Here is a 13,715-nt window from a genome sequence, read left to right on the forward strand (position 1 = left end):
AGTCATGATGAACACAGAAAACGTAGTACCTCACTTGAGGGAGGAAGCGGTGAATCCCGTGGGAGACCTCTTGGAGGGTGGAGTGACCACTGGCATAAAGAGAACAGCTATTCACGGAAGTTATAAAGACTTGCGTCAATTATCTTAATTGAACCGCCGTATACGGAACCGTACGTACGGTGGTGTGAGAGGACGGGGGTTAATCACCCCCTCCTACTCGATTAAAAGAATAAATTAAGAATAAAGTAGAAAATTCCTGCAATAAATGCTGTAATCGGCAAAGTGATGACCCATGTAACGAGCATCCGTTGAGCGGTATCCCATTTAACACCTTTTAAACGGTGGGAAGCACCTACACCAAGGATACCGGAAGAGATTACGTGTGTCGTACTTACTGGAACATGCAAAGCACTTGCTCCAAAAATGACTGCAGCCCCTGTTAAATCGGCAGCAACCCCATTGATAGGTCTAATTTTCATGATTTTGCCGCCTACTGTTTTAATGATTTTCCATCCACCAACAGAGGTTCCTAGACCCATAGCGAGCGCACAGGATAATTGAACCCATGATTGAACATCGTTAGTGCTTTGGTATCCATTAGCGATCAAAGCCATCGTAATGATTCCCATTGCCTTTTGGGCATCGTTTGTACCATGGGAAAATGATTGTAATGCTGCTGTTGCAACTTGAATATATCGGAATACACGATTTGTTTTTGTTAAATTAAAGTTTTTAAATACGACTTTAAATATACTGTAGATAATATAACCAATTGTAAATGCCAAAATTGGCGAGAAAATAAGTGCTTCAATAATTTTTATGAACCCACTGTAATTAAGTGAATCTAATCCTTCTGCAGCTAATGCTGCTCCAGCAATGGAACCAATAAGGGCATGGGACGAGCTGCTTGGAATTCCGTAATACCAAGTAAGCAAATTCCAGAAGATAGCTGCTAATAATGCAGCCAAAATAACAACCGTTCCGTTTGAAAGTGTAAAAGGATCGACAATATCTTTGGAAATCGTTTTAGCTACTCCGGTAAAAGTCATCGCACCAGCAAAATTCATGACTGCAGCTAATAAAATGGCTTGCCGAGGCTTTAGTGCCTTTGTTGATACTGATGTCGCAATCGAATTGGCTGTATCATGGAATCCATTAATAAAATCAAATGCAAGCGCACAGACAACAATTAATACTGTAAGAATGAAAACTAAGTCCATCTGATTACTCCTTAAGCATTTTTCATGATGATGGTTTCTAGTGTATTGGCAACGGTTTGACAGCTATCCGCGATATCCTCAAGATTCTCGTAAATTTCTTTATATTGAATAATTCGAATTGGATCTTTCTCGACATTAAAAAGGTTCTTAATGGATTTTCTTAATACATGGTCACATTGTGATTCATAATCTTTAATCTTAATAGCATGTTCTCTAATTTGCAGAAGTTTTTTATTGGATAAAAGCTCAATAGCATGATCAATTTCATGAACACTATTCTGAATGGCGTTAACAAATTGAATCATAAAATCGTCCGCTTTTGTAATGGAATACATTTCAAATAGTGCTGCGGTTGCTTCTAGACCATCTAATACATCATCCATTGTCATGGCAAGGTGGAGAATATCTTCACGCTCAATTGGTGTAATAAAAGCGTCATTTAGTTCTTTAATAACCTCATGAACAAATGAATCCCCTTTAGACTCAATTTCTTTCATTTTTTCTGAAAAGATCTTTAAATCACTAATATCCTTTAATTTATATTCCGTAAAAAAGTTAGCTCCTTCTTTAAGGTTCGTTGAAATATTGTGCAGTAATATTGCAAACTTATCTTTTTTTTTGAAAACCATTAAAATTACCTCCAAATTTTTGTCCCAAACAAAGTAAATTGAACGAAATTAATTTTATTGAAATTTGTCGAAAAAAGAAACAACTTCGACATCAATTTTACAAAAACTTAACATTAGAATTTTCAAATAATTAACCATTATATATACCTTGTACTATTTCCCGTGATTTTCTTTTTATACAGTAACCCTTCTTGTTGAGCCGTTATTGAAAAAATGTAAAAGACATGAGTAAAAAATTTTTTTTAGGGTAATTTATGTCTACAGACATGTTTTCATTGTCTGATTCGCTCAGATGCTTATGAACAGTTATGAATTAAAAAGGGGTGTTCTTAAATGGGCTTTATTTGGGCATTAATCGTTGGAGGTATTATTGGCTGGTTGGCTGGCCTAATTGTAGGAAGAGATGTACCTGGAGGCATTATTGGTAATATCATTGCAGGTTTCGTTGGAGCTTGGCTTGGTACATGGATTTTAGGAGATTGGGGACCGCATGTGGCAGATTTTGCTATCATTCCTGCTATTATCGGGGCAGCGGTACTTGTGCTTTTAGTAAGCTTTATCATGAGATCCTTTAGAAAAGCTAAATAAAAATGACTGACTAAAAAGGCCTTCCCAAATGGGAGGCCTTTTATAATTAGAATTGTAATTTTATTTTCAATTTCTAGAACTGTCTAGCTTCATCGCCCTAGTGATGATGCTCCTTCGGTCTCCGCCCTACGATAAGTCAAAATCGAATCGCCTTTGGCTCTTCGTGTTTCCTATATCTCAGTTGGAGGCCACCACAAGGAAGACTGCGGCAGCATAAACATCGCACGACCGAAAGCGATAGCTTTTGGAAGGAGCGCATACGCCGCTAAACAGGGCGCTATCACTTTTCTGATTACACATCATAAATATTGATTCCTTTAAATATCGGGTTTTCATCTAGGAAAGGTGCATGACATACTATTTTCTCTAAAGTAAAAGGGTGCAGAAATTCTAATTTTACTGCATGAAGTGCTTGTCTCTTAACAATTGGCTTTCCTCCATATAATACATCTCCAATTAAAGGATTACCGATATGGCTTAAATGAACTCGAATTTGATGTGTTCTTCCTGTTTCCAACCAGCATTTTACATAGGAATGGTTTTGTTGTTTATCTTCTTTTACTACCTGATAATGGGTAATGGCAGGTTGACCGGTTGGAGATACCCTTCTTCTAGTCGAATGATGACGGTCTCTGCCAATTGGAGCATCAATAGAGCCTTTTTTGTTTTGAAATAGTCCGTGAGTTAGTGCCAAATACGTCCTTTTAATTTTTCTTTTTTCAAGGAGTTTGTCGAATACAGCACCTGCCAATGGATGTTTTGCAAATAATATGGCACCTGATGTATCACGATCTAAGCGGTGGATTTGCCGAATGTTTCGTATTTCACCTTTTGATAGCAAATAAAAAGCAACAGCATTCATAAGTGTATTTGTATCGGTCTCTCGATCATTCGGATGAGTATTTATAAAAGGCGGTTTATTTAGTACGAGGACATGATCATCCTCAAATAGAATATCAATGGACTGAAACCAAGGTGTGAGTTGTATTTCTTCTTCTTCAAATAATCGTATCTGAAGTTTGGACCCGGCTTTTAGTGGTAAGGTCCAATTAGCTTCTTTTCCATTTATTTGGACTTTTTTCTCCATTCTGAAGGTATGGATCAGCTTTTTGGGTGCCTCCCATACATGGCGAAATAGATGATCTATTGTGATGTTTTCCCACTCTTTAGGGACAAATATCTGAAACCATTCTCCCATACGAATTGTATTTAGCATATTCTTCTCCTTTTTAGTTATCCACTAATTACCACCGTTACATCCAACATAGTTATGTTATTCTTACATATATAATACGACAGATAACAGTGATGGCAAAGGTGGGTTTAATAGTGAAAATTGTATATGCCTCGACTCCAAGTCAAGAAGAGGAAATTTGTGAGCTTGTGAGGTATATTTATTCGAATATTTTTCCTCTCTATTTTACAGATGATGAAATTCATCAATTTGAACGCTTAAAGGTATTACACACCTCCAAAAAGCATTTCGAAGAGATTGGAACATTAAAAGACGCATTCCAAGTAATGGCTAGTATACAAACTTTAATATCCATTCTTGAATCACCCCAACTGGACGAACAATATGCGCCTATTTTTAACAAAAATGTCGCAAATCTACAGGAATTTGGACTTTATTTTCCATTTGAATTTGACCAGTTTGTAGAAGCAAAGAACATGAAAAATCCAATGCTTAGTATTTATACGAAAGCAGATAATGAACTGCTTATATAAAAAAAGAAGCTTAAGAAAGTTACGGGTTCTTTTCAGAGAGAAATTTGTATATATTCCTTATAGAAATATTTGGTAACGTCATTAACAATAAAATTAGTAAAAAAGACTAGGGTAATACATTTTCCCTAGTCTTTCTACTGTCATTATTTATGTTTGAATTGTTTAACTAATGCACTAGGTTAGTGGAAATTATTTTGCTGATTCATTTTAGCTTAAACACGATTCATATGGTTGTCTTTAAATCCTGTAGGGTATTTTAATCCATATCCCATCATTACTATCCAAATATCTGGTGCTAACAATAAGACAAAAAATAATAGCCAACTATATTGACTGTATGCGTATCAATAAAGACTTAACAAAAAGACCGCAAGACCTTCTATATGCAAAAAAATTTTACTCAATTACATACCCCCAAAATTGTTTAATCAATAAATCGTATTCTTCTTTTCATAAAAATCTCCTGTTTCATTGGTTACTAAGGAAAAGGCTTTTATTTTTATCTACTTCTCAATGGAATTTTGAGGTAATATATATAAGGTGCACCTATTTCCTCCAAGGGATGGCGAAAGTTGTCGGTAAATTTTCGCAGATTTTTAAAGGAGTATTGGCTGGTAACTTAGAAAGATATTAGTGACTAGAGAACTGGAGGGGAACTTCTTATGGATTGGAAATTAGCAGCAAGAAACTGGATGGAGTTTGAAGAATTAGACGCTGAATTAAAAAATCAGCTAGAAAAGCTGAAGCAGGATGAAAAGCAATTGGAGGAAGCTTTTTATAAGAACTTGGAGTTTGGTACCGGAGGAATGCGTGGTGAAATTGGTGTCGGTACAAACCGTATGAATATATATACCGTCCGGAAAGCATCTGCCGGCCTGGCAGCATACATAGAAGAACATGGAGAAGAAGCCAAAAAGCGTGGTGTTGTGATTGCATTTGACTCACGCCACAAATCTCCTGAATTTGCCCTTGAAGCAGCCAAGACTTTAGCAACAAGAGGAATTCAGACATATATTTTTGATAAATTAAGACCGACACCTGAGCTATCTTTTGCTTTAAGACATTTGAAAGCTTTTTCAGGAATCGTTATAACTGCTAGCCACAATCCGCCTGAATATAACGGGTATAAAGTATATGGTTCAGATGGGGGACAATTGCCACCAGAGGCTGCGGATCAGGTTATTGCGAAGGTAAATGAAATTGAGAATGAGTTAGTCATAAAAGTGGAAAGTGAAGAAGCATTAAGAGCTTTAGGATTAATCAAAACGATTGGTGAAGAAATCGATCAAGCATATATTGAAAAATTGAAGACGGTATCTGAAAATCCGAAACTTGCCGAGGAAACCGACATTAAAATTGTATTTACACCTCTACACGGAACAGCGAATAAGCCAGTCCGTGCTGGTTTAGCGGCTCTTGGTTATAAAAACGTAGCTGTTGTAAAGGAACAGGAGCTTCCTGATCCGGAATTTTCAACTGTAAAGAGTCCAAACCCAGAAGAACATGCTGCCTTTGAATTGGCCATTCGGGAAGGAAAAAAGATTGGAGCGGATTTATTAATTGCTACTGACCCGGATGCAGACCGACTTGGTATTGCAGTATTAAACCATGAAGGCGAGTATGTAGTATTAACTGGTAATCAAACAGGGGCCTTACTATTGGATTATCTGTTATCTCAAAAAAAGAAAAAAGGGACATTGCCTAAAAATGGCGTTGTTTTGAAGACAATTGTTACCTCAGAATTAGGCCGAAAAATTGCTTCTGCTTACCAATTAGAAACAATAGATGTATTGACAGGCTTTAAATTCATTGCTGAAAAAATTAAGCAGTATGAGGAATCGAAAGAACATACATTTCTTTTCGGATATGAAGAATCTTATGGTTATTTAATTGGCGACTTTGCCCGTGACAAAGATGCTGTCCAAGCTGCGCTTTTAGCTACTGAAGTTTGTGCGTATTACAAAAAGCAGGGAATGTCTCTTTATGATGGTATGATGCAAGTATTCGAAAAATATGGCTATTATCAGGAAGGACTTCGCTCTTTAACCTTAAAAGGAAAAGATGGGGCAGAATTAATCCAACGTATAATGGCTTCTTTCCGAAACGAGCCAATAAAATCATTGGGGTTATTTAAAACGGCTTCTACTGAAGATTATTTAGCGGGAATTCGTGTAACGGACAGTGGCGAAGAAAAAATTCATTTACCAAAATCCAATGTGTTAAAATATTTGTTCGAGGATGGGTCATGGGTTTGCTTAAGACCTTCAGGAACAGAACCAAAAATTAAGTTTTACTTTGGGGTAAATGGTAAAACCCTTGAAGAGAGCAGAAATAAATTGCAATCCATTGAGAAAGATTTTATGGAATTGGTAGATGGTAAAATTAAACAGGTTCAATACTAAAAGGATTTATTCCATTTCAGGGATATATAAAACACGGCTTCAATATGGTGGAAGCCGTGTTTTTTTTTGGTGGAATTCTTTGGTCCGGTTGTAAAATTTTTTCTTCGAAATTATGGAATTCACTTGAATTTTCAGGAAAGACTATACAACGGAATCTCATTTGAATCGTTTTCCAGTGTTTCATTTGCATGGTCAATATAACGAAGCAGGCTATTTAGTTTTTTCTCAATAATACTGTAGTCATGTTCAAAATTGTAGGCATGCAGGAAATGTTCGATTTTCTTTGATAAAAAATGATCTTCTGTCCGCACCATTAAAATCAGCAAATTATCCCACTCAGACCGATGTGTATAATATAACGCCCGGTCATAATCCAGTCTATTCATTTTGAACTTCTCCTCCTTACTAGGAGTTGTTTTTATTGTATGACATTTAAAAATATACGACACGCAGAAAATGTTGACACAAAAGTGATAAAGAGGTTTTCAACTTTTACCTGAATAAATAACAAGCAATGTGAGGTATTATGACAAAAATTATTTCATGTTTCTTACTATTCATGTTTTTAGTGATCCAACCTGTACACGCCCAAATTGTAAAAACAAATAAGGCATATTCGTTTGAAAGTCTTGAGAAAGATATAGCAAAAATAGATGAGAAGTATGGTCAGATCGTTGAAATTCAAGCAATTGGAACTTCTCATTTAGGGCGAAAAATTTGGGGCATAAATTTGGGAAAAGGGAAGAAGAACGTTGTTTTGATTGGTGCTCATCATGGAAGGGAATGGCTAACTAGTCTGCTATTAATGAAAATGCTTGAAAACTATTCTGAAGCTTATTTACATGGTGAACGTATTGGCTCGTTGCCAATTGCTATATTAGACGAAGTGTCAATTTGGTTTATCCCGATGTTAAATCCTGATGGGGTTACCATTCAACAGAATGGAATCGAAGGGTTTCCTCCAGAAATACAAAAAGAATTGTTGATCATGAATGACGGATATATTGATTTCAAAGGTTGGAAGGCAAATGCAAAAGGTGTTGATTTAAATAGACAGTACCCAGCGGGATGGAAGAAGCTTAAAAATGATCCATCCAATCCCTATTATAAATTTTATAAAGGAAAAAAGCCGTTCGAAGCACGCGAAGTGATTGCGTTAAAAAATTTTATTAATAAGATCAACCCTTCTATAGCTGTTGCCTATCATACGGCGGGACAGGAGATTTTTTGGAATTATAAAAATGGAAAACACCTTAAAAGGGACAAGGCCATTGCCAAGAAAATATCGAAAGTAACCGGCTATAAGTTGGCAAAGCCCGATAAAGATGCAATAGGAGGAGGTTTTACTGACTGGTTTATTACTAGCTATCATAAACCGGCGATGACAATTGAAATCAGTCAACTTGTTGGTGAAACAAGCCCGCCGCTTTCTGTTTTCCATTCAGAATGGCAAAGGAACCAACGCGTTGGCTTAGTCCTGGCAAAAGAAGCAAAAAAAATACACTAAATTACTTATATGGATTCAAAATTGGAGAAAAATAATCAAGATAAAACCATAGGAGGAATAAGGATGAAGAAATACTTTGCCGCGATACTGATTTTGTTAAGTTTGGTAACCCATCATCAATACGGTTTGGCGCAAAAACCGGATTATGAAAAGTATGGGCGCATGGCCATAGCTGTTGTTGCTGCTGAGTATCCAGGTGATGAGGTTAAGGAATATGAATATTTAGGCAGAGAAAAGCTAAGTGGAACGAATGTAGTCGATTCCTTTCGGTTTCAAGTTCAAGAAAATCAGCAACCATTCTATGTAATTGTTAAGGTAACCCATGATCTAAGTAGCAAAAAGCTGGTTCATTTAACAGTTGAGTCTCAAAAACGATAAGGAATTAGCTGTCTATTGTTTTTTCGTTCTTGTTTCATCATTCCTCCTTTTTCTTCATACATTGTGGTAAGAGGAAAAGGGGGAGTGGCTAATGAATGAGCAAGAAAAGAAAGCACTCGAATACGCGATAAGTGAAATCACCGAAATTGCCAGCAGTTTTGGGCTGGATTTCTATCCAATGCGCTATGAAATTTGTCCAGCTGATATTATTTATACCTTTGGAGCCTATGGGATGCCGACCCGATTTTCGCACTGGAGCTTTGGAAAGCAATTTTATAAAATGAAACTGCACTATGATTTAGGCCTTAGTAAAATTTATGAGCTCGTGATAAATTCAAATCCTTGTTATGCCTTTTTATTGGATTCAAATTCATTAATCCAAAACAAACTCATTGTTGCTCACGTATTAGCTCATTGTGACTTCTTTAAAAATAACGTCCGTTTTCAAAATACGAAACGTGATATGGTAGAAAGTATGGCAGCAACTGCTGAACGAATCCACCAATATGAGATTCAATATGGAAAAAGGGAAGTGGAGCGCTTCCTAGATGCCGTATTATCGATTGATGAACATATTGATCCTTCGTTAATGAGACCTAAATTGGCTTGGACAATGGATGATATAGAGGAGGAAGAGGAGGAGCGGTCTTCCACCCCTTATGACGACTTGTGGAGCTTGGATGAGAGAAATAAAAAAGTCACCAAAAAATCACCTCGAAAAAAGAAATTCCCACCAAGACCTGAAAAAGATTTGCTATTATTTATTGAAAGCTATAGCAGGGAACTTGAAGATTGGCAACGCGATATTTTGACCATGATGCGTGAGGAAATGCTGTATTTCTGGCCACAGCTAGAAACAAAAATAATGAATGAAGGTTGGGCGTCTTATTGGCATCAACGTATTTTACGGGAAATGAACCTTACAAGTGGTGAAGCTATTGAGTTCGCCAAATTAAATGCAGGGGTTGTCCAGCCATCGAAAACAGGCATTAACCCATATTATCTTGGATTAAAGATATTTGAAGATATTGAGGAAAGATATAACAATCCTGACGAGGAAATGAAACGAAGAGGAGTAAAGCCAGGGTCTGGCAGAGAGAAAATCTTTGAGGTTCGGGAGATTGAATCCGATATTTCGTTTTTAAGAAATTATTTGACAAAAGATTTAGTGATGCGTGAGGATATGTATCTGTTTCAAAAGCAGGGTCGGGATTATAAAATTGTCGACAAACAATGGGAGAATGTCCGTGACCAATTAGTGAACATGCGAGTGAATGGAGGATTTCCTTATATCACTGTGAATGACGGCGACTATATGAAAAATGGCGAGCTTTACTTGAAGCATTGGTATGAAGGGATTGAACTTGACGTCAAATACCTTGAAAAGGTACTTCCATATATTTATCAGTTATGGGGAAGACCTGTTCACATGGAGACGGTTGTAGAGGATAGAACCATGCTGTTTTCTTATGATGGCAAAGGAGTCCATCGGAAATATTTATAAATCAAAAAACCATCCTGGTTTGTACAGGATGGTTTTTTAAAGATAAGAGACAATATTTTTAATTGCTAAAATAGTCAATCGCAAGTGCCTTTGTTTCATTTTTCCACAGTCAAGTTACATATTGCTTCCAACAGAATGAAACCCCTCTAGAAATATTCCAGAGGGGTTATCTTTATCTTATAGTGAAGTAAGTTCTTTTTCCAAAGCTTTTTCAACCGTTACATATTGGTAACCAAGATCTTTTGCAACGGCTTCATAAGTGATTTCTCCATTGGCCACATTCACACCAAGCTTTAAGGCTGGATTTTCAGCAATTGCTTTATAAACACCTTTGTTAGCAATTTGCAATGCATAAGGAACCGTAACATTTGTTAACGCAATGGTAGAAGTTCTAGGCACTGCTCCAGGCATATTGGCCACAGAGTAGTGAATAACTCCATGTTTTTCGAAAGTTGGGTTATCGTGAGTGGTTACGTGATCAATCGTTTCAACAATTCCTCCTTGGTCGATTGCCACATCTACAATTACGGATCCCGGCTTCATTGACCGAACCATTTCTTCAGTTACTAGTTTAGGTGCTTTCGCTCCTGGGATCAGTACGGCACCAATTAATAGATCTGCTTCTGCCACAGCCTCCGCGATATTATATGGGTTTGACATAAGAGTTTTGATTTGATTTCCAAAGATATCATCTAATTGGCGAAGGCGGTCAGCACTTAAGTCGATAATTGTTACGTCCGCTCCTAATCCAATTGCCATTTTGGCTGCATTAGTACCTACGATTCCACCACCGATTATGGTGACTTTTCCTCGGCTAACACCTGGTACACCGGCAAGTAGAATACCTTGACCTCCGTTATTTTTTTGTAAGAATGCCGCCCCAATTTGAGCAGCCATACGACCAGCGACTTCGCTCATCGGTGTAAGAAGTGGAAGGGTTTTGTTAACAGAAACTGTTTCATAAGCGATGGCAATTACGCCACTATCTTTAAGAGCCTGCGCTAATGCAGGTTCAGCTGCAAGGTGTAAATAGGTAAATAAAATTAATCCTTGACGGAAGTACTGATATTCACTAGCAAGAGGCTCTTTAACTTTCATAATCATATCTGATTTTTTCCAAACCTCTTCAGCACTGTTAATAATTTTAGCGCCAGCTTTTTCATAAGCTTCATCAGTGAAACCGCTTCCAATTCCTGCATTCGTTTCAATTAGGACTGAGTGTCCTGCATTCACAAAAGAAACAACTCCTGCAGGGGTAAGCGCCACCCGATTCTCATTATTTTTAATTTCTTTTGGTACCCCAATGATCATATCCAAATTCCTCCCAAAATCTTAACAAAATTTAACTATGGTTTAAGTATATAATGTTTAGTGAAGAATTTCTTTGTTAAGAAAGGAGAAAAATCATTTTACTTTTTGGGGATTTTCACAAATGACAAATCCCCTTATATTTTTCTAATTTTAAATCCAAATAAAGCATCATTTTTTGATTTGGGTCTTTAAAATTAATTTCGCCAATCTCAGCTATACGTTTCAAGCGATAGGTCAAAGTATTGGCATGAACATTGAGCTCTTTTGCCGCATCATTGATATTTGCATCATTGTTTAAATAAACCTCTAATGTTTTAACGAGATGGCTATTATGTTTTTGATCATATTCATGAAGCTTTTTTAAGGAATAGTTTTCATAAGGTTCAACTTTTCTTTTTTCTAAAAGCAAATCAAAAAATTGATAAATTCCGAGTTTGTGATAATTGTAAATATTTTTTGTTTCATAAGGAAATTTATTTTTAATCGCTAATACAGATTGTGTTTCTTCATAGGCTTTGCCAATTAATTGATAATCTTCATAAATACTGCTAAAAACAGAAATAATGTCTTTGATTCCATATCGTTCATTCATTTTTTCTACAAAGACCTGTACAAAATGTTCCAATTCAGAGAATGGATTCTGAAAAGTGTCCGTAGAAACTAAAACAATCAATTGGTTGCAGTCAATTGTGTATAGCAAAATTTTTATGCGCTGATTGGTCTGTAGCAAATAGGAAATAGATTGTTCTTCTTTACTAGAAATGTTTTTCTTAAACTGAAAAACCAGTATGGCAAATGTAGCTGGAGGATTTATCTGCAGGGCATGAAAATGCTCAAGGATTTCTCCTTTGTCTTTTAAGTGACCGGTTAATAGTTTCCAAAAAAATTCTTGAAAGCGTTCTTCTTTCTTATTTTTTCTCGTCTGCAGCTGCAGTAATTTATTTTTCACGGCATCTGCTGCTTTTTTTAAAAGAGCTAAATCCTCTTCCTTTAATGATTGATCTATCTCTAAAGCCCAGATAAATCCTAATACCTCATCTTGTTTCCAAATGGAGATTGCGACTCGATGGCTCAGACCAATTTCATCCATATTTTTCACACGAATAGGTTCCTTGGTTTTTAGTAAAGCAGGGATCGTACCTTCCTTCCATAATTGATTAATGACTTTCTCCGGTACCCTTCGACCAATTATGGTTGAAATTCTGGCAGGATCCGTTCGTTCGTCATGTGTACTATATGCAAGAAGCCGATGGTTAGCATCTTCAATTGTAATTGGGCATTTTAGCACTTGACTGATAAGATCTGCATATTCATCTAAACTATCAAAAGCTATTTTAAAAGGGTCATGCAGTTTTGAACTCAAAAAAATACCTCCATCGTCATGAAGCTGTTTGTTTCATTTTACAAAATATTTCATGGAACTTCACCATAAAACCTTATGGAAAATGAAAAAAACGCTGCAGCCATTATGCAGCGATCTCGTATTTTAGGAAGAGAGCGAATATAAAAAGATGATATGGTAAATGAGTCCTTCTTCCGTATTTTAGTTTTTTACGTATTTTAGGATATTAATTGCAAAAACAATAATCCCAAAGACCATAAATGATCCACCTGCGGCAACAGCAGGAATGGCTGCACTAACACCGGAAACGAATAGTGCTAGACCAATCATCATTATTGGTAAGGCAATATTATGAACCCAGTAATGAACCTTCGCCAATGTCGTCTCGGCAGCTGCAGGAAAGGCGACATAAATGAGTCCAGCGAGCGTCATGGCCGTCCAGCCCAATAAATTAATATGAACGTGAACAGGGGTCAAAGTGAATTGTTCCGTCATGGACATATACATTCCGATACAGACACCAATGACAAAGTAACAAACAGAAATCTTAATAAACTTAACACCCATTTTATAACCTCCATTTCCCATAAAAAAATAGTGACTATAGTAGTAAATATGTAGGATTGGAAAAAGTAGAACATTGATTTTCAGGAAGAAAAATGTTTGATTATGGAGAATTTATAGGTATTAAGATGGATATAAAAAAGCACCTTGAGCTAGGTGCTTTTTAATTTCATGTGCGCCCGGCATGGGTGTAATCTATAGGGTGAAAGTCCCGAGCTGCGAAGGCAGAAGTAGCAGTTAGCTTAACGCAAGGGTGTCCGTGGTGACGCGGAATCTGAAGGAAGCGAGCGGCAAACTTCCGGTCTGAGGAACACGAACTTCATATGAGGCTAGGTATCACTGGGTGAGTTTGCATGACAAAACAAAGCCCTTTCTGCCGAAGGTGATACAGAGTAAATGAAGCAGATGGATGGAAGGAAAGATTACACTCTTACCCGGGGAGGTCTGGCTGGCACGCCAAGTAACCTTGGTAACCTATCTAGTGATAGATAGCTGAGCAGTCAGAAGTCAGCAGAAGTCATAGTACTCTTTCAAGCTCGAGA

The 13,715-nt window shown here is 36.9% G+C and carries 13 protein-coding genes; 6 read left to right on the plus strand and 7 right to left on the minus strand.

Features of this window, described 5'->3' with window-relative positions:
• Positions 1 to 221: 221 nt before the first annotated feature.
• Together GZA11_RS14965 and GZA11_RS14970 are read right to left on the minus strand one after the other, a co-directional pair.
• Positions 222 to 1,220 carry an inorganic phosphate transporter gene (locus GZA11_RS14965; RefSeq protein WP_038540095.1) on the minus strand — a complete coding sequence of 333 codons (999 nt, stop codon included), beginning with the start codon at positions 1,218 to 1,220 and terminating at the stop codon, positions 222 to 224.
• An 11-nt stretch (positions 1,221 to 1,231) separates the two neighbouring features.
• Complete coding sequence (locus tag GZA11_RS14970; RefSeq protein ID WP_038540098.1) at positions 1,232 to 1,849, minus strand: DUF47 domain-containing protein; 618 nt, start codon at positions 1,847 to 1,849, stop codon at positions 1,232 to 1,234.
• Positions 1,850 to 2,182: 333 nt separating this feature from the next.
• Here GZA11_RS14970 and GZA11_RS14975 point away from each other — a divergent pair, with 333 nt between their 5' ends.
• Complete coding sequence (locus GZA11_RS14975) at positions 2,183 to 2,437, plus strand: GlsB/YeaQ/YmgE family stress response membrane protein (RefSeq protein WP_038540101.1); 255 nt, start codon at positions 2,183 to 2,185, stop codon at positions 2,435 to 2,437.
• A 292-nt stretch (positions 2,438 to 2,729) separates the two neighbouring features.
• Here the strand turns inward: GZA11_RS14975 and GZA11_RS14980 are convergent, their stop codons facing one another.
• On the minus strand, positions 2,730 to 3,653 hold the full coding sequence (locus tag GZA11_RS14980) for an RluA family pseudouridine synthase (protein WP_038540103.1): 924 nt from the start codon (positions 3,651 to 3,653) through the stop codon (positions 2,730 to 2,732).
• 113 nt (positions 3,654 to 3,766) lie between these two features.
• Between GZA11_RS14980 and GZA11_RS14985 the strand changes: the two genes are divergently transcribed.
• Positions 3,767 to 4,165, plus strand: coding sequence for a YhcU family protein (locus GZA11_RS14985; RefSeq protein ID WP_163184303.1), 399 nt, complete (start codon positions 3,767 to 3,769; stop codon positions 4,163 to 4,165).
• Positions 4,166 to 4,827: 662 nt separating this feature from the next.
• Positions 4,828 to 6,567 carry a phospho-sugar mutase gene (locus GZA11_RS14990; RefSeq protein WP_163184304.1) on the plus strand — a complete coding sequence of 580 codons (1,740 nt, stop codon included), beginning with the start codon at positions 4,828 to 4,830 and terminating at the stop codon, positions 6,565 to 6,567.
• Positions 6,568 to 6,698: 131 nt separating this feature from the next.
• Here GZA11_RS14990 and GZA11_RS14995 read toward each other — a convergent pair whose 3' ends face one another.
• Complete coding sequence (locus tag GZA11_RS14995) at positions 6,699 to 6,953, minus strand: YhdB family protein (RefSeq protein WP_038540111.1); 255 nt, start codon at positions 6,951 to 6,953, stop codon at positions 6,699 to 6,701.
• Between the two features lie 140 nt (positions 6,954 to 7,093).
• On the opposite strand from GZA11_RS14995, the gene GZA11_RS15000 reads away from it, so the two are divergent.
• The 3 genes from GZA11_RS15000 to GZA11_RS15010 all read left to right on the plus strand — a co-directional run bounded on the left by GZA11_RS15000 (position 7,094) and on the right by GZA11_RS15010 (position 9,956).
• On the plus strand, positions 7,094 to 8,074 hold the full coding sequence (locus tag GZA11_RS15000; protein WP_051968286.1) for a M14 family metallopeptidase: 981 nt from the start codon (positions 7,094 to 7,096) through the stop codon (positions 8,072 to 8,074).
• Between the two features lie 63 nt (positions 8,075 to 8,137).
• Entirely contained in the window at positions 8,138 to 8,452 is a 315-nt protein-coding gene (locus GZA11_RS15005; protein ID WP_038540114.1) for a DUF3889 domain-containing protein, read from the plus strand.
• A 91-nt stretch (positions 8,453 to 8,543) separates the two neighbouring features.
• Positions 8,544 to 9,956, plus strand: coding sequence for a SpoVR family protein (locus GZA11_RS15010; protein WP_038540116.1), 1,413 nt, complete (start codon positions 8,544 to 8,546; stop codon positions 9,954 to 9,956).
• A 177-nt stretch (positions 9,957 to 10,133) separates the two neighbouring features.
• On the opposite strand, the gene ald is transcribed toward GZA11_RS15010, so the two are convergent.
• The 3 genes from ald to GZA11_RS15025 all read right to left on the minus strand — a co-directional run bounded on the left by ald (position 10,134) and on the right by GZA11_RS15025 (position 13,176).
• Entirely contained in the window at positions 10,134 to 11,267 is a 1,134-nt protein-coding gene (gene ald / locus GZA11_RS15015) for an alanine dehydrogenase (RefSeq protein WP_038540119.1), read from the minus strand.
• Positions 11,268 to 11,382: 115 nt separating this feature from the next.
• Positions 11,383 to 12,630 carry a PucR family transcriptional regulator gene (locus tag GZA11_RS15020; protein ID WP_163184305.1) on the minus strand — a complete coding sequence of 416 codons (1,248 nt, stop codon included), beginning with the start codon at positions 12,628 to 12,630 and terminating at the stop codon, positions 11,383 to 11,385.
• Positions 12,631 to 12,810: 180 nt separating this feature from the next.
• Entirely contained in the window at positions 12,811 to 13,176 is a 366-nt protein-coding gene (locus GZA11_RS15025) for a cytochrome-c oxidase (RefSeq protein ID WP_038540125.1), read from the minus strand.
• Between the last annotated feature and the right edge of the window lie 539 nt (positions 13,177 to 13,715).

It is taken from the genome of Neobacillus sedimentimangrovi, assembly GCF_010614825.1.
In the GTDB taxonomy this organism is placed as follows: domain Bacteria; phylum Bacillota; class Bacilli; order Bacillales; family Cytobacillaceae; genus Neobacillus; species Neobacillus thermocopriae.